The organism is Neobacillus vireti, from assembly GCF_036962345.1.
In the GTDB taxonomy this organism is placed as follows: Bacteria; Bacillota; Bacilli; order Bacillales; family Cytobacillaceae; genus Neobacillus; species Neobacillus vireti_A.
Map to the genome: position 1 here is coordinate 60,761 of NZ_JBALNB010000018.1, position 20,515 is coordinate 81,275.

Here is a 20,515-nt window from a genome sequence, read left to right on the forward strand (position 1 = left end):
ACAATAATGTCACCTTTTTTTTTAGAATTCTCCTACTTATTTCAAAAACAAAACTTAGCATAAAGTGCTCCAGTATCTAGTAGAATTGGTTTCGGAATTCTGTTCAATAATGGAATAGGCTGCATTTGTGATTGCTTGTGCTAACGTATCACCCTTCGCGCGAATATTATTAAAGCTAACTTCAGATTCCCCAGATGTTGAAAAGGTAAATCCGAACTCCTCTAATCGTATTACAATCTTCATTGCATGTTCAAGGTTATGCTCCGGCTGAAACTCAGAATCGTGAATGAAAATTCCTTTTTCATAGTCAAACCAGCGATCCCAACGATTTAATTTCCAACCAAGTATTCTCCGTGCAATTGAATCTGTTTTGTTCATACCCTAGTCCCCCTTAAATGTTATATAACAGTTGTTTTATTATTAGTTATTATATAACACAGTATTTAAAACGACCACACTTTTTTAAATATTTTTCTGTCTTTTTAGAAAATTTATTTCCGTCTTAAACATTGGGAAGAATAAGTTGATGAAGACTAAGGAAGTAAGGAGTGATTATGATAGCAAGCTTAAAATATGAAATTATAGAAACAATAGGAGTCATTTCAGAAGGTGCAAAAGGATGGAATAAGGAACTGAATCTAATCAGTTGGAATGATCGCGAGCCGAAATACGATTTGCGGGATTGGGATCAAAATCATGAGAAAATGGGGAAGGGGATTACCCTTTCACAGGAGGAGTTAATACAGTTGAGGGATTTAATGAATGGATTGAAATTAGAGTAGACAACAAAATGACTTCTCCAAATCTTCGGGGAGAAGTCATTTTGATTATAAAGTTGTAGTTGTCCTTGGTTTTCAATTTTTCTTTATCATCGATGTTGATCGAAGAGAATTTGGTTCCCATCTGGATCTTCAAGTGTAAAATGTGCCGGTCCTTCGCTAGTTTCATCTGCTTCAGTCAGCAATTTCATCCCTTTTGCTTTTAGCTCTTTTTGAAGATCTCGTATGTCTGTAAACGACTCAAGATTTTCAGCATTTTGATTCCAGCCAGGATTAAACGTAAGAATATTTTTATCAAACATTCCTTGGAAAAGTCCAATAATGGTATCGTCATTCTTCATAATGAGCCAATTTTGAGAAATATCTCCTCCTAAGGATGAAAACCCTAAGTTCTCGTAAAATTCTTTTGATTTATGTATGTCTTTAACGGTTAAACTTACAGAAAATGCGCCGAGTTTCATTTTTTTCCTCCTTTAATGGAAAACTTTACATAATTGAGTATAAATTAGTAAAATACGAAAAACAACAAATGAATATGAAGTTCTTATTCACAAATAGAAAATTCGTAAAGCACAAAGGTTCTTCTTTTAATAAATTGTCATAAGTACCTATTCGTCTAAAAAAGTTTTTTGGTAAAATTAGATGTAAGAGAAATAGTTATCGTTATTCCTAGCTAGTCTTGTAAAAAAGGGGAGAACTGTTTTGCCTAGTGTTTCTAGTTATTTTATAAAAAAAGGTATTAATGTGGGTGCAAAAAAACTCAATTTGGAAGAAAAGGATATTAATGAAAGCAGAAAAATTATTGATACTTTTGCTCGGAAATTCTCCAAACTACCAAAAAACAGTAACGTTGATCCAATTAAAATTAATGGGATTTACGCTGAATGGATTTCAAACAATCAGACCAAGGAAGGTAAAGTAATTCTTTATTTGCATGGTGGAGGATATAGTTATTGTTCCGCAGATACCCATCGCTCCTTGGCTGCAAGAATTATGATTGAAGCTGGTGTAAAAGTCCTTCTTCCTGAATACCGACTTGCACCTGAGCACCCATTTCCTGCTGCTATAGAAGATACTATCACCATTTATCGATGGCTTCTAAATCAGGGTTATTCATCCTCCAATATCATATTTGCGGGTGATTCTGCAGGAGGAGGCCTAACGGTGGCAGCAACACTTGTGTTACGAGATCAATATGAACCACTTCCAGCGGCGCTAGTATGTCTCTCCCCTTGGGTAGACTTAACAAGCTCCGGTGATAGCTACAGGAAAAACAGCGAAAAAGATCCGTATTTGAGGTGCGATCTTGTTCAGAAAACTGCTCAGCTTTATGCGGCTGATGAGTCTCTTGACAATTGCTTCATTTCTCCAATATTTGCTGATCTTTGTGGATGTCCACCAATGTTTATTCAAGCTGGAAGTATTGAAATTTTGTTAAGTGATGCCCAATTGTTAGCAGATAAAGCTCGTCAAGCAGGGGTAGATGTCCATTTCAAAGTTTGGGATGGAATGTGGCATGTTTGGCAAATTAGTAATCGATTACCTGAAGCAAAAAAAGCTACGAGGGAAATCGGTCAATTCATTAGGAAAATATTCAAAGTAAATTAGTCAAAAACTACATTAAACTTTTTGTGTTTGTTTTCTGAATCTTCAATTTGTCCTATTGTAAGCTGCTATTTTTCAATGTAAAATACAAGTAATAGGCAATGAATGATTATTCATTCATTTGAGAGGTGGCGAAAAGATAACTTAAAATCATGCGTTGAAGAGCACAAAAATATTATCTGCAGAAAGTTAAAAAAGAACCAGATCTGACAGCAAAATAAAGGGTGAAGGTGGAATATATGATAGCGGTTAAATCACTCGTAAATATCCCTATACTCAATCTTGAAACCGAGCAACAGCGGTGGAACACGATCTATAAAGTTTTTAGTGAACCAAAGCCTGAAATTGAGTCTACACCTAGAAAAGCAGTATGGAAAAAAAATAAATCTGTTTTGTGGTACCATCCAGCACAAATTAAGAAGTATCATACTCCTTTGTTCATGGTTTATTCCCTATTAAATAAAGCCTATATCCTAGATATCTCTGAGGAAGGCAGTGTCATTGGAAACCTTACTAAAAAAGGGTACGATGTTTATTTGCTGGACTGGGGTTCACCAGGGTTAGAAGATAAGGATCTTACTTTAGATAACTATATTTTCGATTATTTAGAAGTTGCGATAAAAAGGGCACTAAGGCATTCAGGTGTAAAAGAAATATCTTTAGCAGGGTATTGTATAGGAGGAACACTATCTGCTATTTTAACCTCAATGACGGATCTGCCAATCAAAAATCTAGTACTGGCTGCAGTTCCGATTGACTACAGCGATGTCATTGTTCCTAATAAATGGGTAAAAGCCATCCAAGACGGTACACTTAATTTTGACAGGTTGGCAGATGCATACGAAGTCATCCCTTCCGAGTTTTTATACGCTGTTTTTATGGCACTGCAAGGCTATAATATCGGTCCAACGATAAACCTGGTTACTCGTGCACATGATATCAGATATGTAGAGAAATGGCGGAGAATGGACAAATGGATGAAAGACGCCGTTACATTTTCAGGTGCAGCATTTAAGCAAATGTTCAATGAATTATATAAAAACAACAAACTGGTCAAAGGTGAAATGAAGATTGGCGGTCATAAGGTAGACTTATCTGCCATTACATGCAGTACACTGGTTATTTCATCTAAAAGGGATGAATTAGTATTAGAATCACAAACCCTTCCTGTTATGGATCTTATTTCAAGTGACGATAAAACCTATCAGCAAGTGGAAGCGGGGCATGTATCGCTGTGTTTAACCGGTCAGTTTGCATTTGCCATTGAACCGTGGCTGGCAGAACGGTCAACTAAAATAAAATAGTTCGAACAATGCAAACACACGCAAATGTGGATTTTTTCCATCTTTTGTGTGTGTCTTTTTATATGGGGTCTTTTGTGATGTTCTCATTTTTATTTACATTCTAGAGTTGTACGTATTTTTTCTACTAATCCAAAATAGTTATCTCAGTCAAGTTTTTGGCGTATTTCAATTATTTGAGCTAACGCTTTCTTTTCTTTGGTGGATTAAAATGAATGTAACATTTGTCCTAACAGTTGATAAAATCAGGGACAATTGTGAAAGATTGAAGTGAAAATAATAGGCATTAATGTGACTTTTATTCATTAATGTATATGGTTTTAAAAAAGGAGGCTGCTCAGAATTGACTCAAAAAATAGTTGAGGGGCAAACAATGTTAACCGAAAAAATTGAAAATCAATTTAACAACATTAATAAATTAAACTTTAATACTGAATGGAAGTTTATTAAAGAAAATGTAGAAGAAGCAAAAAATCTAAAATTTGATGATACAAACTGGACCACTGTAAGTCTTCCGCACACTTATAATGAGACTGATACTTTTGATAATTATATGGAAGGTGGACATAATGGCGAACGGAGCATGTTCACAGGCAAAACGTGGTACCGGAAGTACTTTATATTAGAAGATAAGTACAAAGATAAGAAGATTTTTATCGAATTTGAAGGTATTCGTCAAGCCGCTGAAGTTTTTCTTAATGGAAAGAAACTAGATGGGAAAAGTGAGAATGGGTTTATTCCATTTGGGTATGATTTGACCCCTTTAATAAACTTCGGTTCAGATCAGGAAAACGTGCTATCCGTGATGGTTGATAATACATTTCCATATAAAGCGGATGGCACTGATGATGTCCTAAGCTGGCATGACTCCCACTGGCATCCCACACATGGCGGTATCTGGCGAAATGTGTTTCTTCATATTAAAGATAAGCTGCACATCACACTGCCTTTATATAGTTTTTTAAACACTCAAGGAACGTATGTATATACTTCAAACATTACTGAAGATCGTGCTGTCGTTACCGTTAAGGTGGAAGTGGCCAATGAGCACCAAACATCCAAAAAGGTTGATTGTGTTTCAGAAGTAATCGAACAGGATGGGACAATCGTACTTAAATTGAAAAATACGCAAACGATTGAGCCAGGTGACAAAGTTATCTTCGGTGCAACCGATCTATTGGAACACCCACACCGATGGTCTCCGCAATACCCTTATGTGTATACAGTCAAAACAAAGCTTTATACAGAGGGAAAATTAGTGGACACCTATGATACCCCGCTAGGAATTCGAACATTTGAATTTACCAGTGATCAAGGATTTTTTATCAACGGACAGAATGTGAAGCTAAAAGGCTGGGGTCAAAGGCCAACGAATGAATGGGCTGGACTCGGGACTGCCTATCCGAATTGGATGCATGGCTTTATGTTTAAATTAATGAAAGATGCAGGAGGAAACTTCATTCGCTGGGGTCACTCAGCTGGTGCACCGGTTGATGTTGAACTTGCAGATCGATACGGCTTGGTTACAATTCAGCCTGGTGTGGATGGTGAAGGAAGCACAGTTGGAGGAGTCTACAGTGATGCAGCGTATAAGATTCGTGCAGAAGCCTTCCGTGATATGATTATTTATTTCCGTAATCATCCTTCCATTCTAGTATGGGAAGGCGGAAATCAAAGTGTTCCGGATCAGGAAGCTGTGACCTTAAAAAATATTGCCGAGACTTGGGATCCAAAGGGAATGCGCGCCTACGCCCATAGACGGTCAAACTTGGATATGGCTAAATATATTGATCTCTCCATTGGTACGGAAGGAAGTTGGGAATTAAAGAGTAAAGGCAAGCCCGTCGTCGAGGGAGAATACAATCGGGAAGAAGCTGCAAGGCGCGTTTGGGACAGACATACCCCAGGCTATGAAAATTATCAAACGGCACCTGGGTCTGCTTATAATCTCACTTCAGAAGAATTTGCCAAAAATCAAGCAAAGCACTTTCTGAAGATTAGTCATCCTGCCCATTGTGGTGGAGCGAACTGGATTTTTTCCGATTCAACCAGTCATGGGCGTGTCTATTCAGAAGTGTCCAGAGTAAGTGGACAGGTTGATGGTGTGATGCTGCCGAAAGAAGCGTATTTTACAACAAAAGCCATTTATCGGGAAGACCCACAAGTATACATCATCGGTCACTGGAACTATCCAAAAGGAACAGTAAAAAACATTTACATCATGTCCAATGCCGAGCAGGTTAAACTGATTGTGAATGGTAAATCACAAGGCTTTGGTTCGAAAAGTGATAACTATTTGTTCACCTTTGAAAATATAGGGTGGGAGACAGGAACCATTAAAGCAGTTGCCTATGATAAAAATAATGTGGTCGTTGCAACAGATGAAAAGAAAACCAGTGGTGAACCTGTGGCAGTTAAGCTTTCAGAGATAACCGGTCCTGGTGGACTTAAGGCCGATGGGGCAGATGTTTTTTTAATTGATGCCGAAGTGGTGGATGCTGAAGGAAATCGTGTTCCAACCTATGAAGGCCGGATTGATTTTACACTTGAAGGGGAAGCGATTTGGAGAGGTGGCTATAATAGCGGGAAAGAAGGAACAACCAATCATACCTATTTGGACATCGAAGCAGGGATTAATCGAGTGGCTGTTCGCTCAACACTTACTCCTGGAACCATACACGTAACTGGTGTCATTGACGGGTTGAAAACAGCTGCGTTAAAAATTGCATCCATCCCAGTTCCATCTCAGAATGGTTTATCAACGGAGTTTCCTTTATTGCCTGAATTTGTGCTTGGACAAGAGCCGCCGCTTGGTAATGGTCCAGAAGAAAACAAGGTATCTTTTGAAAGTGATGCGGAAGGTTCCCAGTTGATTACCGACTTTTCCTATTCTGGAATTGAAGAAATTGGCGGTGTCAAAACAAATGTCAATATTGGGGACAGGATATACAATGATAGGGAATATGAGTTTCAGTTCCTCTTGGAGCAGTTACTTGGCAGTGACTATATCCAAGTTGCCAACAATGAAACAAACTATAAAGCATTAGACCTAATGCACTTAACAGTAGCGAAGGACGCAGATGTGTTTATTGCACACGATGATCGTCTTAGCCGGCCTGAATGGCTGCTTGATGAATATCTCGAAACAAATAAAAAAATTATCGTACATGATATACTTCACACCGTTTATGAAAAATCAGTTAAGGCTGGTACTACCCTAACTCTTGGCGGAAATCAGGATGAAACAAATGAAAACAACAGCAATATGTATGTTGTCTTTGTAAAAGAAAGAAAAACTGTATAATTTTCGAGAAGATGAAGGATATAATTTTTCCTTCATCTTTCTTTGTGTATAATGGTTAGTAGTTCATCTAGTAAATAATAATTTCTTTCTGGATGATATTTAGAGAAAAAGAGGGTGTTTTTTTGGAAAGTAATCGTAAAATTCAAACCTCTAATCCTCGTAAATATAAAGTATTCTCCATCGCACACCAAAAAGGGGTTTCTCAGAAACTTGACTTCCATACCCATTTTTATTATGAAGTTTTTATTTTTCATAATGGAAATTGTAAGTATTTAATTGACAATAAGATCTATGACCTTTTGCCAGGCGATATCATTGTAATGGACGGAAGTAAATTACATAAACCTTCCATAATAGGAGATAAATGGCGGTATGAGCGGAGTATTGTTCAATTCTCTCCGGAGTGGATTGAACCATTAGTGAAATTTCTTAACAGTGAGTATCTTTTAGATCCATTTCGAAAGAAACATTACACTCTGTATCGAACAAATAATGGTTTGTTGTTAAGTGTTCTTTTAGAGTTGGTCATTAAGATGGAAGATTTGTTAAAACTTCCGAATCCATTAGAAGAGGAAACGGAATTAAAAATCATTCTAGTTGAATTATTATTGACGATTCAAAAATTAATAGATTATAAAATGACGGAAACGGAGAACCTTTTGGATGAGCAAAATGAATATGTTCAACAAATCGCAACCTATGTTCAGGACCATTATAATCAAAAATTTCATCTTGATCACATTGCAAAGGAACTCAATATTAGTAAATCCTATCTGGTTCACTTATTCAAAGAACAGACAGGATACACGATTATGGAGTACGTAATGCAGTATCGATTAACCCAATCCCTTCATTTATTAAAAATGTATCCAAACGAAACGATAAAAGAGTTATGCAACCAATGCGGCTTCGAGAGTGAAGCCCATTTCAGCCGATTCTTCAAAAAAAATCTTGGAGAATCTCCCAGTGCATACAGGAAAAAGCTGTGATAGGATACTAGGATAAATAGCCTTACAATTAACAAGCAGTACCCATTGATTAAGGGATACTGCTTGTTTTGTTTTTATTTAAAAAGATTACTCTGTTTACTAGACTCGATGGTTTCAATAAATTTTTCGATCGTTGGACTTAAGTACGTATCGGCCCTTCTTATAAAAACAGTTTTTATCTTACTATATTTTTCTGGAACCTTGTGAAATTGAATGAGTCCTTCATTTTCTAATTGTTTAACTTCTGACTTTGGAACGAAGGCAACGCCAAGTCCCATAGCAGTACTCCGCAAGATGGTTTCTAATGTTCCGAATTCCATGATTTTTTTTGGAGTAATGTTTTGATCTTTATACCATTCTGCTAAACGTGCTCGATATCCGCACCCTTTGCTAAAACATAAAATAGGTTCTTCTTTTACTTCTTCTAAATTGGAAACATGCGTATCAGAGATTAAAACCAGTTCCTCTTGAAACACTTCATGGGACACAAGGTCGGGATGTACTTCCATTTCTGAAATGAATGCACCGTCCAGTTTATGATTTAATACATCTTCCACTAATGTTTCTGTAACTCCCGTAAATACCGATAAATCGACATCTTTATATTTTTTAATATAGCTAGACAATATTTTTGGTAAATGAATAACGGTTTCAATTGTACCAATTTCTAATTTCCCAGACGGTTCTTTATTCGTTTGAACGGCATTTTTCATTTCTTCCGTTAATAATAATATTTTTTTACTATAGGTTAATAGTTTTTTTCCCTCAGGTGTTAAACTCATCCCTCGTCGATGCCGATTAAACAGTGGCGTATTCATTTCAGCTTCTAACCTGCGAATTCTAGATGTAATATTTGATTGCACGTAATTCAATTCATCTGCAGCTGCAGTAATCGTCCCTTTCTCTGCGACCAATTGAAAAATCTCCAGGTCTTTAAATTCCACCATTCATCGCCCCTCTGAATAATTTCTTAACTATATGATATCACAAATAATGATGGTAAATCATCATTATTAATGATTTTACAAGATATCAAAAAAGATAGATAATCTATCTACTAATAATTATGAGAGGCTGATGGAATGTGAAAAATAATGTATTATGGGGAGCTTTTTTATGTTTTATTGCTGCCGTTTCATGGGGAGCGATGTTTCCGGTCGCTCATGCTGCATTTAAACATATTGATCCTTTTTACTTTACCATCATTCGTTATGGTGCTGTTACTGTTATTTTGACAGCAATGCTTTTTTTGAAAGAAGGAAAACAAGCTTTTCGATTTGAAGGCAAAGGTCTGTCATTATGGTTCTTTGGAACAATGGCATTTACCGTTTATAATCTATTTATCTTCTGGGGAGAAGATTTAATGGGTGAATCAGGCGTAATGGTTGCATCCATAATGGAGTCCTTAATGCCGATGATTTCCATTATAATTGTTTGGATGATTTTTAATAAACGACCTTATTCCTTTACTTTTATATGTGTTCTCGTATCATTAATCGGAGCAATATTCGTGATTACAAAAGGTGATATACAAGCATTTTTAGGTGCAACAGATGCGCTCATTCCTACCATACTCATTTTTATTGCAGTCATTGGATGGGTTATTTACACGATGGGTGGGAGTAAGTTTAGAGGTTGGTCCGTTTTGCGGTATTCAACATTAACCTGCTTACTTGGAACGTTAACAGCGGTTGTGATTGTAGCGGCAGCAACATTGTTTGGATATGTATCTTTTCCAACAGAAGAAGTAATTGTAGCAACAAGTCCGCATTTACTGTTTATGATTCTATTTCCTGGCCTCATTGCACTTCTCGGTTGGAACATTGGTGTAAGTATTTTATCACCAATTAATTCACTTTTATTCATTAACTTTGTCCCCGTAACCACACTCGTCATTTCGATCTATCAGGGAAATGACGTAACGATGTTTGACATTCTAGGTACTGTCTTGATCATTCTTTCACTACTTGCAAACAATATTTTTGTAAGGCTGCAAAAGAAGGGATACAAACAGGTGGTTCAAACTAAATTACATGAGCGGGTATCATAAAAAACAAAAAATGCCAGGCACCTATCCTAAAAGAGGAAGGCGCCTGGCATTTTTTATCTTATTCTGGATCATTTATTTTTTTACAAAATATTTTTCACCAAGCACTTCATTTTCTTCGTAAGTAGAAAGAGTTAATTCTTTTTCAATAAATGCTTGTAGTTCAGATTGCTCTAAATCATACATGACTTCTATTTCTTTTGAGAATAGTAGTTTTTCTGTAGCTAGTAAGTCCGAAAGAGATGATTGTTGTTTCGGAGTCGGCTCTTCACCATTTAGAACTTTAGATAATCCGTTCACATAGTTTTCTAACGGACGGCTGCCAACAATTTTTACTCCCTTATTTTCCTCATTTATCATGATAATGGTTGGAAAACCTCTAGCACCAAGTTTTCTTGCAAGTGCGAAGTCTTCATTTAATAATTGCTGTCCGGATTGCTCTTCGGCTTCTTTTACAATCGCTTCTCCATCAAGACCTATATTGTTTACGATTTCAATCATAACGGCTTTCTCAGCAATATTTTGATTAAAGGCAAACAGTGCTTCTCTTGCACGGCGTAAGTATTCAAATGCTTTTTCATCATTATGATGTTTTTGAATCACTTTAAAGACGCGAGACGGAGGGAAGGATGATTGAACAGGATTGTCAACCATGAGTGATCCATCGATTGGCATGCGTGAATACTCTCCGACTTCTCGCCAATGACCTGCGACATCTGCAGGTTTAAATATACCGTTTGCAGGATCAATGGGTCCATCATGCCATTTTTCAAGCAATCCACCCATCACCGTATGGAAGTTGAAATAATGGCCGTACTGTTTTTCAAAACGGCGAAGGGTAGGCTCAAGCGCCCAACAATGCGAACAGATTGGATCTGTTACATAATAAAGGTCAATCGTTTTCTTTTCTGGATTCAGGTCAATGAACTCCATTTCTTCCTCTCCAGGTACACCACACACACCCGTTTCTAAATCACAAATCAAATTATTATTGTTCGTCATTTCATTTTTCCTCACTTTCTTAAGTCAAATTTTAGAAGTTTAATTCATGTTTTGATACAATTATCTTTAGTTAAGGAAGTTCCCATTGTTGCATAGTTTTATTTTAATCGATAATGAAAGCAATCAATACCAATAGTTCGTTGGATATGTCGTTTATCCAACACATTTGCATAAATGTTAAAAAAGTCGGAGGGAATTTTGATATGAGTGAAACAAAGACGGATCCCAGAGTTCTGCGTACCCGTAAATTAATCATGGATTCTTTTATTGAACTTTCGGAAAAAAAGGAGTTTAAGGACATAACAGTTAAGGATATTACAACTGAGGCACTGATTAATCGAGCCACTTTTTATTATCATTTTGAAGATATATACGATCTTTTAGAGAAGGTGCTATCAGAGGTATTGTTAATTAATTTGGATTCCACTGTCTATCAGCATAGCGAATTAAATGAAGAAGTGATTGTAAATATCTTTAAAGCAATCACGAACTTTCAAAAATCTTTATCTAATCGGTGCCATCGAGGATACGAAGATACAATCGCCCGTATCATTAGGGAACAACTAGAGTTGATCTTTTACAAAATACTAGTAAAACAACATTCAACGGATGATGAGAAAGCCCTCAGGGTTATGGCAGTCATGTTAAGCTGGGGAATTTACGGAGCTTCTGTAGAATGGAAAAGAAACAGTCATACGATAGCTCCGGAGGAATTTATTAAATCAGCCATTCCTTACATTACGAGCGGGATTAATTTTACTTCTAAATTGTCATAGATTTATAATATCTTGTAGCACAAAAAAGAGCCATTTCAGCTCTTTTGTGATTGCTTTTTCACTTTCTCTTTCCCATAAATCTCATTTAAATGTTCGATGTGTGCCAAACCCCAATTGTGCATGGACTCTAGAAGTGGCATGAGTCCTTTTCCATATTCTGTCATGGAATATTCAACTTTTGGAGGGATTTGTGCATAAATTTTACGATTGATAATATCATGGTGCTCTAATTCCCTTAACTGGGATGTCAGCATTTTTTTGGTTACATCAGGGATCAATCGATGCAGTTCGTTAAAACGTAATGTTCCATTAGATAAAATATGGTAAAGAATAACAGGCTTCCATTTTCCAACGAGTATATCGAGTGCAGTTTCAACCTTACAATCATGACCCATTTGCTTTTCCCCCTTTAGGTATCTTTTTGGATACTATGGAACATTAAAGTGCCTACTTCTAAATGTATTCCTTGGTGCTTACTATATACTCAGAAGGGAAATTTTAATAAGGGGGATTGGTTTAAGATGAATATTGCATTATGGGCTGTTCAAATCATATTGGGTTTGATGTTTTTATTTGCAGGTTCTACTAAAGCTTTTACTTATGAAAAAGCAAAAGCCAGCATGCCTTGGGTACAGGATTCCTCTAAAGGGTTGGTTGTTTTTATCGGATTAGTGGAAGTGCTTGGAGCAATTGGGTTGATTCTTCCTTATGCTCTGGGAATTGCCCCTATCTTAACACCGATTGCGGCACTTGGGCTGGGTGTCATCATGATTCTGGCGGCTGGTTTTCATATCAAGAGGAAGGAAAATCAGGCCATTGGGATGAATATTATATTATTTGTTTTAGCTCTATTTGTCGCAATCGGACGCTTTTAGGCGGAGTTTAGATGGTCCCGTCATTGTTTATTGGTCATGGTTCAACCTATATAGCTGCCAAGTTGGCGGCTTTTCTTTTTGATGTAATCATATAAATAATATTATTATGTAAACTGCCAATCTATTAAAACTTGTCTGAAAATAGAATTGGAGGTAATCTATTATTATTAATACCTACATGAGGAGAAATAAAATGAATACGAGAGACAAATGGAATAGTAAACATCTAGATCGAATAAATCAACTGAAGGAACCTGAACCAAATCCAAGGTTAAAAAGACTGGCTGCCTATTTTAAAGAAGGAGGCACAGCGCTTGATATCGCTTGCGGACTTGGCGGTAATAGTATGTTGCTTGCTCAAAGTGATTATCAGGTTAAGGCAATGGATATTTCGGATGTGGCGATCAACTATATTCAAGAACAGGCTTCAAAAGAAAATCTTGCTATTCAACCTCAGGTAGCTGATCTTACCAACGTAAATGCTCAAAATTGGCTGAATGCCTATAACGTAATGGTCATAACCTATTACCTTGACCGGGCACTATTTCCGATTGTTAAAAGCAGTATAAAAGAAGGTGGTTATTTTTTTATGGAAACCTTCTATCAATCGCCTGAGACTGAAGGCCAAGGTGTATCCGATCAATATAAACTGAGGTCGAATGAACTGTTAGAGGAATTTAGAGATTGGAAAGTTATTTATTTTGAAGAAAATGAACAAGAGGGATGGCAATCGATATTTTGTCAGAAACGATAATCAAGAATATACTTTAAAAGGCCAATTTTTAAAAATGCTCCGAAAGTTTTTGTTCAGACTACTTTCATGATATCCTAATTAGGAATTAAGAAGCAGGAGGTAGAAGGATGGCTATTGTAGATATTACTGTTATTCCAGTAGGGACAGGCACTCCAAGTGTCAGTGAGTATGTAGCTGAGATACAAAAAGTTCTTCAACAGTATGAAGGGAAAGTTAAATATCAGTTAACTCCAATGAGTACACTTGTTGAAGGTGATTTAACACTACTACTAAAGATTGTTCAGGAACTTCATGAAGTACCATTTAATAAAGGCTTACAACGTGTATGTACAAATATTCGAATTGATGACCGGCGCGACAAAGAAAATACAATGGAGCGAAAGCTACAGTCGGTACAGGCAAAATTATAAATTAGAATGATACATAGGTTCCTAATAATAAAATTATGTAAACTAAATTATTAACCAACCCAATTTTAAAATGACTAAAGGAGTTTTTAGCGGCATCTTCATAAACCGCTAAAACACTCCTTTTTATTTTAGAATGCAATCCAAATGAAATCTGTGGGTTTTCCTTTTGTTTCCGAACGATGACCATTTCAAATAGACCAATCATTATAATATCAAGTGTTGCCTTGATATAATAGGATAGGGGGATTGAATAGGAAGCAAAGAATAGAATACATCCAATTACGTAGACTAGAATGTAGGAAGCCCGCAAAACCATATTCCATATTTTACTATTTTTTTCTTTGTTATGGAGAACTTTAATAATAAATAGAAAAATTAGTGCCAATACAAGAGTGGTTAAATGTGCGTGTGTCATTTGAAAATGCTCCTTTTTTTAAGTTGATTAAGTTATTACCTATATACCTAGTCTAATAGGAAGATATAATCTAAATTTATCCTTGAAATTTTCTTAAATAATATCTAAGGAAACTAATATTATTGAAAAATTTTCTAAAAATTTCGTAGGAATTTACTTGAATAAATAATAATGATTAATAATAGAATAAAAAGAAAATTTTATATAAAATGAAATCAAATTTTAGGTCTTGATATTTTTTAAAATCTAGTATAAACTAATAAAAATTGGAAAATTCAGATTAAGTTTAAACACAATGATTGGGAGTATTAAGGAATATTTATTGCTTAGAGAGCTGTCGGCTGGTGAAAGACAGTCAATAAATTCCCCAACTCGCCCCGGAGTGGTAAGGCTGATATGTAGGTCTTAACGGTTGACCACCGTCATCAAGTCTCAAAGTGGATTCGTTTGTTTTGATACGAATCAAAAAGAGTGGTACCACGTAGGTAAAGCCTATCGTCTCTTATGAGATGATAGGCTTTTTTTATTGTTTTGAAACTAAAATGAAAAGGTGGTTATAAAAATGAGAAATATTGCAAAGTATTCTAGAGGATATTTTATGCCCCCAGTCAAAAGTTTGAAATGGACAGAGAAAGAGTACATAACAGAGGCTCCAACGTGGTGTAGTGTGGACCTAAGAGATGGAAATCAAGCGTTAGTCGTCCCGATGAGCCTAGAGGAGAAATTGGAATACTTTCAGCTGCTATTGGAAGTTGGATTCAAGGAAATTGAGGTTGGATTTCCTGCAGCTTCGGAAACGGAATATGCCTTTTTACGCACCTTGATTGAACAAGATTTGATTCCAGAGGATGTAACGGTCCAAGTATTAACGCAGTCAAGAGATCATATTATTGAAAAAACATTTGAAGCGCTTAGAGGTGTGAACAAAGCAGTCGTGCACCTTTATAATTCTACTTCTGTGGCACAGCGTGAGCAGGTATTTAAGATGTCGAATGAAGAAATAATCGATATTGCGGTAAGTGGTGCAAAAATGCTTAAAGAATATGCAGAAGAGACGGAGGGTAACTTCCAGTTTCAGTATTCTCCTGAAAGCTTTACAGGTACAGAGATGGAATTTGCTCTTGAAATCTGTAACCAGGTCCTTGATATTTGGCAGCCGACTTCTGATAATAAGGTAATTATTAATCTTCCAGCTACTGTTTCAATGTCCATGCCTCACGTCTACGCGAGTCAAATTGAGTTTATGAGTGAACATTTAAATTACCGGGATAATGTGATTCTATCAGTCCATCCGCATAATGACAGGGGAACGGGTGTGGCTGATGCTGAACTTGGAATGCTTGCAGGAGCGCAGAGGGTAGAAGGGACTCTGTTTGGAAACGGAGAAAGAACGGGTAATGTAGATATCGTAACGCTTGCAATTAACATGTATTCACATGGGGTAAATCCGCAACTTAATTTTGAAAATATCCGTGAGATTATTTCAACGTATGAAAAATTAACTAGGATGAGGGTCCATGAAAGACATCCATATGGCGGCGAACTTGTCTTTACTGCGTTCTCTGGATCCCACCAGGATGCCATCGCCAAAGGTATGAAATGGCGTGAGGAAGAGAATCGTCAGTATTGGACAGTACCTTATCTATTAATTGACCCAAAGGATATCGGCAGAGAGTATGAAGGCGACATTATCCGTATTAATAGCCAATCCGGTAAAGGGGGAATTGGTTATATCTTAGAGCAAAACTATGGACTAGATTTACCTGCCAAGATGCGTGAAAACTTCGGTTATAAAGTAAAAGATCAATCTGATCGTTTGCATAAGGAACTAATGGCAAATGAAATCTTTGACATATTCAATAATGAATATGTTAATATAAAAACCCCAGTTGAGTTCAGAAATTACCGATATACTCAAAATGACCATTATCAAACCATTATATCCATCATCATGGATAATGAAATTCTTGAAATTACCGGTGAAGGGAATGGAAGACTAGACGCGATAAGCAACGCTCTTCAAAGCAAACTCGGGATCCGTTACAAAGATTTAGTCTATAAAGAACATGCTCTAGAAATAGGGTCCGGATCAAATGCTGTATCTTATGTAGGGATTACTGATTCCAATGGTACTGTTTATTGGGGATGTGGGATTGATGCGGATATTATGACATCTTCTGTGAAAGCTTTGTTTAGTGCAGTTAACAATATGGTAACTAGTACACAATTACCGATATTTTCCTATTCTGAAGCCGACCAGGTGAAATAATAAGATAAGCAGTATGTGTCCAGTTTCTTGCAACGAATGTTATAGGATTGCCAAAAAAACAATTCATCGTTTATATGGTGATCAAGTTTGTTTTATGAAATTGGCACTTCACAATCTTTCTCAAAATGACTATGAATAATTCCATTCATTGAGTTGCTCTTCCATTAGAGCAACTTTTTTGTTAGGGTATTTACTATATTAATTTTTAGACTAAGGAAGGTACATATGAATTATAATGAAACATCAACTAATAAAGTAGTAGAAACGATGATGGCTCATCGTTCCATTCGAAAATACTCTGATAAACAAGTTCGTAAAGAAGATCTAGATACAATTATCCGTTCTGCACAAGCTGCACCTTCGTGGGTTAACGGACAACATGTTACGATCATCTCGATTAACGATCCTGAGCGAAGAAAGAAAATGTCGGAGCTAGCAGGAAATCAAAATTATATTATCGAAGCCCCCGTATTTCTTGTATTTTGTGCAGATTTTCACCGTATTAAAGTAGCTTGTGAAATGGAAGGGAAAGAGTTTAAGGCTGCGGTGAATCCTGATTTATTAATTGTAGGATCAGTAGACGTTGGAATTTCTTTGGCAAGTGCCATTACAGCAGCAGAATCGCTGGGGTTAGGTACGGTCCCAATCGGAGGGATTCGGAGAAGTCCTTTAGAATTTATTGAGCTTTTAGATTTACCTGAATATGTTATTCCTATTTCCGGTTTATGTATTGGCTATGCGAGTGAAGTTCCTAATCAAGTACCGCGTTTACCACAAGCAGCCATTTTCCATGAAGAACTGTACAATCAAGATATAAATGAAGAAATCAAAGAACTTAATAATATCCATCTTGAGGCTACTAAAGGAAGAAAAAGCGGTGGATCTACCTGGACACAAAGGATGGCTAATTTTTATATGTATCCCTTTTATGTAAATGACAGTTATAAAGACGTTGGGAAAATGCTGAAGCAACAAGGTTTTCGAAAAGGAGAATAGTTTTTCCATTGGTTTTTATTCTTATAGGAGCATATTGAACATAAAACGTCCTCGCTGTCTCGAAGACAGGAGGACTGACTTTCTAAAATCATGTTTGATTAGCTTTCATATAAGTCTCTTCGTAAGGCTGGATAACTACAAAACCTTCTCCTTCGAATTTCATTTGAATGGATTCACCGCTGCCTCTTCCTAAAAGTGTTTTTAAGGTAATATCGGTTTGAAATGTTGGCATGAGATTTCCAGACCAAGCAACGGTAGCATTTGGATCTGTGATGACAGGACTGCCAGGTAATACCCTTAACGTGATGGGTTCATAATGCGTAGTAAAAGCAATCATACCGGTTCCTTCGCAGCGAACATTAAACAAACCGCCTGCAAGCATTCCGGCAATACGCTTCATTAATTTAATCTCCCATTTAATACTAGGTTCAAAGGCTAGTAAGTCATTCCCGTTAATATAAATAGAATCATTTTGGAGGTTAAGGATAATAATTTTCTTCCCTGTATCAGCGAGGTATAACTTCCCTTTCCCGTTGGCTTTCATTAAGGAAGCGCCTTCGCCTGTAAATGCCTTTTTGAATGCTGTACCCAGCCCATGTTCTAAAATTCCTTCGCGTACAAACTTTATTTCTCCATGATAAGCAACCATTGAACCAGCTTTTGCCCAAACCTGTCCGTCTAAGTTTACCTCCAACATCCGAGGAGTTTCTAATTCAAAAAAACCCTCGCCTTTATCTTGCTGCTCTGTTTTTTGGATAAATTCTTCTATCGAGTATCTGTTCATAGCTCTCACATCCTTCCATTCCTTTATTACGGGTATCTTTCATTTTTGTTTCATTTAATTGATAGAAGGAATGATAAATTTATTCTGTAGTTGTGTAATCCAAACCGAACCTTACGAATGACCACTTAAGGGACACAATCTTTGAAACCATGTTCTTAATTAGTTTATTTTTTCCTAAAAAGATTAATGGGTGTTCCAAACCCTTCATTTCATGTAAAATAAGAAAATGAGTGAAATAAAAATTGTAAATAAACAAAAGTATGGGGGACATAAAGTGCCATATCAACTTAAAAAAGGATTTAAATTATTTGCATTAAATTCAAATAAAAGCTTAGCAAAAGAAATGGCTGTGCTTTTAGGCTGTGAAATTGGGAAGAGCTCTGTCACGCAGTTTAGTGATGGTGAAATTCAAGTGAATATAGAAGAAAGTGTACGGGGCTGTGATGTATATGTTGTCCAATCTACTTCACATCCAAATAACGATCATATTATGGAGCTTCTTATTATGATTGATGCCTTAAAAAGGGCTTCAGCCAAAATGATCAACGTTGTTGTGCCGTACTACAGCTATGCACGTCAAGATCGAAAAGCAAGATCAAGGGAACCGATTACAGCCAAATTGGTTGCAAACCTTTTAGAAAAATCAGGTGCAACACGGCTTATAACCATGGACTTTCATGCTCCACAGGTTCAAGGTTTTTTTGATATACCAGTAGATCATCTAATTGGAATTCCGATTCTGTCCGAGTATTTTGAGAAAAAAGGACTCGAAGATGTTGTTGTTGTTGCACCACATAATGGCGCTGTAGGGAGAGCACGGAAAATGGCAAGTCTTTTAAATGCTCCCATTGCCCTCATTGATCGCCGACGCCCTGAACCGGATGTTTCCGAAATATTAGAAATCATTGGGAATGTAGAAGGTAAAAATGCCATTATTGTTGATGACTTAATAAATACAGCAGCAACACAGACTTATGCTGCAAAGGCCTTAGTGGAGTACGGGGCAAAAACAGTGTATGCTTGCTGCACGCACGCTGTTCTCTCTGGGCCAGCTGTCGATAGAATTGAATCATCACCTATTCAAGAACTAGTAGTAACAAACACGATTGAACAGACTGATGAAAAGCAGACGAAAAAAATTACTATTCTATCTGTAGCACCGCTGCTGTCAGAAGCAATTGATCGAATTCATCATGAAAAAGCAGTAAGTCCATTATTTGAATAAAATGGAAGGAGCCGTAATGACACGGCTCCTTTACTATAATCCAATTTTTTTATTAAACATCCCAGGTTTTTTTGTTCCATCAATAACGGTATATTCATTCTTTTTATAGGCAAACCAATACGCCATCCCAATAAAAAGTGCACCGCCAACAGCATTGCCTAAAAAGACAGGAATAAAATTACCTACATAATCCATCCAGGTGAAGTAGCCTGCAAATATGGCTGCAGGTATTACAAACATGTTGGCTACAACGTGTTGGAATCCAATGGCGACAAAAGCCATGGTTGGAAACCAAATTCCTGCAATTTTTCCCATCATATCCTCACTCCCATAAGATAACCATACAGCGGCAGCAACTAGCCAGTTGCACCCGATCCCTGATACGAAGGCTTGAAGAAAGGTTGCATTTAATTTATGTTCCGCAATATGAACGGTACTGTCCAAATAAGCACCCGTTTCGGTTAGCCCAGCAACATGTCCGAAAAAGTAAGCAACGAATATGGCACCTAGAAAATTACTGATGGTTATAAGGGTCCAGTTATGAAGTACCTGCTTGGTATTAATTTTATTTGCAAACCTTGCCAGTGGAACTACCATCATATTTCCTGTGAGTAGTTCACCGCCAGCTATTAATGTGAGAATAAGACCAATCGGAAAGACAGAAGCACCTATAATAGAACTTAATCCTGATAAACCTTCTGATAATGGTGCGGTAACACGAATATAAAGTAGAAATCCTAATGAAATAAAAGCACCTGCTTGGAATCCAAGTAGAAGGGTTGTTAGTAGCGGGTAACTTGTCTTTTTAATTCCATTTTTAATTGATATTTCTAGTATTTTATCTGGTGTGTGTAATGACATAACACGATTTCCTCTCTAAATCGTTAATTGTGAAGTACGTCACATATTGATTTGACTTTATTTTAACCCACTCAACACGAATATGCTGTGAACATTTCTTTAACTTTGCATATTTAATAAAAA

21 protein-coding genes and 1 other annotated feature are annotated in these 20,515 nt (G+C 36.7%); of the genes, 13 read left to right on the top strand and 8 right to left on the bottom strand.

The features are described 5' to 3' along the window. Positions 1 to 54: 54 nt before the first annotated feature. A complete protein-coding gene (locus V7108_RS21065; protein ID WP_335515367.1) occupies positions 55 to 378 on the bottom strand; it encodes a BC1872 family protein in 324 nt (107 codons plus the stop codon). Positions 379 to 554: 176 nt separating this feature from the next. On the opposite strand from V7108_RS21065, the gene V7108_RS21070 reads away from it, so the two are divergent. After that, on the top strand, positions 555 to 782 hold the full coding sequence (locus V7108_RS21070; RefSeq protein WP_335515364.1) for a YdbC family protein: 228 nt from the start codon (positions 555 to 557) through the stop codon (positions 780 to 782). A gap of 86 nt (positions 783 to 868) precedes the next feature. Here the strand turns inward: V7108_RS21070 and V7108_RS21075 are convergent, their stop codons facing one another. Continuing rightward, entirely contained in the window at positions 869 to 1,240 is a 372-nt protein-coding gene (locus tag V7108_RS21075) for a VOC family protein (RefSeq protein WP_335515361.1), read from the bottom strand. Positions 1,241 to 1,481: 241 nt separating this feature from the next. Here V7108_RS21075 and V7108_RS21080 point away from each other — a divergent pair, with 241 nt between their 5' ends. The 4 genes from V7108_RS21080 (at position 1,482) to V7108_RS21095 (ending at position 7,978) form a co-directional block, all read left to right on the top strand. Next, positions 1,482 to 2,387, top strand: a complete 906-nt coding sequence (locus tag V7108_RS21080) for an alpha/beta hydrolase (protein WP_335515358.1) — start codon at positions 1,482 to 1,484, stop codon at positions 2,385 to 2,387. A gap of 236 nt (positions 2,388 to 2,623) precedes the next feature. After that, entirely contained in the window at positions 2,624 to 3,688 is a 1,065-nt protein-coding gene (locus tag V7108_RS21085; RefSeq protein WP_335515354.1) for an alpha/beta fold hydrolase, read from the top strand. A 370-nt stretch (positions 3,689 to 4,058) separates the two neighbouring features. Then, positions 4,059 to 6,989 carry a glycoside hydrolase family 2 protein gene (locus V7108_RS21090; protein ID WP_335569326.1) on the top strand — a complete coding sequence of 977 codons (2,931 nt, stop codon included), beginning with the start codon at positions 4,059 to 4,061 and terminating at the stop codon, positions 6,987 to 6,989. Positions 6,990 to 7,111: 122 nt separating this feature from the next. After that, positions 7,112 to 7,978: an AraC family transcriptional regulator gene (locus tag V7108_RS21095; protein WP_335515346.1), complete on the top strand. Its 867-nt coding sequence runs from the start codon at positions 7,112 to 7,114 to the stop codon at positions 7,976 to 7,978. A 74-nt stretch (positions 7,979 to 8,052) separates the two neighbouring features. On the opposite strand, the gene V7108_RS21100 is transcribed toward V7108_RS21095, so the two are convergent. Continuing rightward, positions 8,053 to 8,922 carry a LysR family transcriptional regulator gene (locus V7108_RS21100; protein ID WP_335515372.1) on the bottom strand — a complete coding sequence of 290 codons (870 nt, stop codon included), beginning with the start codon at positions 8,920 to 8,922 and terminating at the stop codon, positions 8,053 to 8,055. A gap of 140 nt (positions 8,923 to 9,062) precedes the next feature. Here V7108_RS21100 and V7108_RS21105 point away from each other — a divergent pair, with 140 nt between their 5' ends. Then, complete coding sequence (locus tag V7108_RS21105) at positions 9,063 to 10,028, top strand: DMT family transporter (RefSeq protein ID WP_335515343.1); 966 nt, start codon at positions 9,063 to 9,065, stop codon at positions 10,026 to 10,028. A gap of 72 nt (positions 10,029 to 10,100) precedes the next feature. Here V7108_RS21105 and V7108_RS21110 read toward each other — a convergent pair whose 3' ends face one another. After that, positions 10,101 to 11,027, bottom strand: coding sequence for a DsbA family protein (locus tag V7108_RS21110; RefSeq protein ID WP_335515341.1), 927 nt, complete (start codon positions 11,025 to 11,027; stop codon positions 10,101 to 10,103). Between the two features lie 203 nt (positions 11,028 to 11,230). On the opposite strand from V7108_RS21110, the gene V7108_RS21115 reads away from it, so the two are divergent. After that, a complete protein-coding gene (locus tag V7108_RS21115) occupies positions 11,231 to 11,803 on the top strand; it encodes a TetR/AcrR family transcriptional regulator (protein WP_335515338.1) in 573 nt (190 codons plus the stop codon). 35 nt (positions 11,804 to 11,838) lie between these two features. Here the strand turns inward: V7108_RS21115 and V7108_RS21120 are convergent, their stop codons facing one another. Next, positions 11,839 to 12,198, bottom strand: a complete 360-nt coding sequence (locus V7108_RS21120; protein ID WP_335515336.1) for a winged helix-turn-helix transcriptional regulator — start codon at positions 12,196 to 12,198, stop codon at positions 11,839 to 11,841. Between the two features lie 126 nt (positions 12,199 to 12,324). Between V7108_RS21120 and V7108_RS21125 the strand changes: the two genes are divergently transcribed. From V7108_RS21125 to V7108_RS21135, 3 genes are all read left to right on the top strand, one after another. Beyond that, a complete protein-coding gene (locus V7108_RS21125) occupies positions 12,325 to 12,678 on the top strand; it encodes a DoxX family protein (protein WP_335515333.1) in 354 nt (117 codons plus the stop codon). Between the two features lie 193 nt (positions 12,679 to 12,871). Further along, on the top strand, positions 12,872 to 13,432 hold the full coding sequence (locus V7108_RS21130; protein WP_335569327.1) for a class I SAM-dependent methyltransferase: 561 nt from the start codon (positions 12,872 to 12,874) through the stop codon (positions 13,430 to 13,432). A 107-nt stretch (positions 13,433 to 13,539) separates the two neighbouring features. Continuing rightward, positions 13,540 to 13,842, top strand: coding sequence for an MTH1187 family thiamine-binding protein (locus V7108_RS21135; RefSeq protein ID WP_335518818.1), 303 nt, complete (start codon positions 13,540 to 13,542; stop codon positions 13,840 to 13,842). Between the two features lies 1 nt (position 13,843). Here the strand turns inward: V7108_RS21135 and V7108_RS21140 are convergent, their stop codons facing one another. Further along, positions 13,844 to 14,257, bottom strand: coding sequence for a YisL family protein (locus tag V7108_RS21140; protein ID WP_335518815.1), 414 nt, complete (start codon positions 14,255 to 14,257; stop codon positions 13,844 to 13,846). 286 nt (positions 14,258 to 14,543) lie between these two features. Next, positions 14,544 to 14,763 (top strand) — a binding site (T-box leader). A 56-nt stretch (positions 14,764 to 14,819) separates the two neighbouring features. Here V7108_RS21140 and V7108_RS21145 point away from each other — a divergent pair. Both V7108_RS21145 and V7108_RS21150 read left to right on the top strand, forming a co-directional pair. Then, entirely contained in the window at positions 14,820 to 16,526 is a 1,707-nt protein-coding gene (locus V7108_RS21145) for a 2-isopropylmalate synthase (RefSeq protein ID WP_335513904.1), read from the top strand. Between the two features lie 225 nt (positions 16,527 to 16,751). Beyond that, a complete protein-coding gene (locus tag V7108_RS21150; RefSeq protein ID WP_335513903.1) occupies positions 16,752 to 17,522 on the top strand; it encodes an NADPH-dependent oxidoreductase in 771 nt (256 codons plus the stop codon). An 88-nt stretch (positions 17,523 to 17,610) separates the two neighbouring features. On the opposite strand, the gene V7108_RS21155 is transcribed toward V7108_RS21150, so the two are convergent. Then, the gene (locus V7108_RS21155) at positions 17,611 to 18,306 is read right to left on the bottom strand and encodes an AIM24 family protein (protein ID WP_335513901.1); all 696 of its coding nucleotides are present in this window, start codon (positions 18,304 to 18,306) and stop codon (positions 17,611 to 17,613) included. Positions 18,307 to 18,580: 274 nt separating this feature from the next. Here V7108_RS21155 and V7108_RS21160 point away from each other — a divergent pair, with 274 nt between their 5' ends. After that, entirely contained in the window at positions 18,581 to 19,531 is a 951-nt protein-coding gene (locus V7108_RS21160) for a ribose-phosphate diphosphokinase (protein ID WP_335513908.1), read from the top strand. Between the two features lie 33 nt (positions 19,532 to 19,564). Here the strand turns inward: V7108_RS21160 and V7108_RS21165 are convergent, their stop codons facing one another. Then, on the bottom strand, positions 19,565 to 20,392 hold the full coding sequence (locus V7108_RS21165) for a formate/nitrite transporter family protein (RefSeq protein ID WP_335569328.1): 828 nt from the start codon (positions 20,390 to 20,392) through the stop codon (positions 19,565 to 19,567). Between the last annotated feature and the right edge of the window lie 123 nt (positions 20,393 to 20,515).